Below are 376 nucleotides of genomic sequence, written 5' to 3' on the forward strand. Positions count from 1 at the left end.
TCTTGAAACAGTCTGGGCCCCATATCATAGAGACGGTGCACCTGATTTGTACCCAGAGGAACTTCGCGAATCTATTGACGAGCTAAACGACACTATTTTTCATGATATAAATAATGGTGTTTATAAATGTGGTTTTGCCCATTCTCAAGAAGAGTATGAGGCAGCTTATGAGACTCTTTTCAAAAGATTGGATTTATTAGAAGAGCGGCTATCAAATCAGCGCTTTTTGTTTGGGGATTATATTACTGATTCTGACGTTCGGCTATATTCAACATTAGTGCGTTTTGATGTTGCGTATTATAACGCTTTTAATACGAATCGAAACCTTATACGTGAAATGCCCAATTTGTGGGGGTATTTGAGGGATCTCTATCAG

1 protein-coding gene is annotated in these 376 nt (G+C 38.6%); it reads left to right on the forward strand.

The features are described 5' to 3' along the window. On the forward strand, window positions 1-376 hold a 376-nt coding region (locus AOA61_RS02690), incomplete at both ends, for a glutathione S-transferase C-terminal domain-containing protein (RefSeq protein WP_178075176.1).

This window comes from Pseudomonas sp. 2995-1 (genome assembly GCF_002742505.1).
Taxonomy (GTDB): domain Bacteria; phylum Pseudomonadota; class Gammaproteobacteria; order Pseudomonadales; family Pseudomonadaceae; genus Aquipseudomonas; species Aquipseudomonas sivasensis.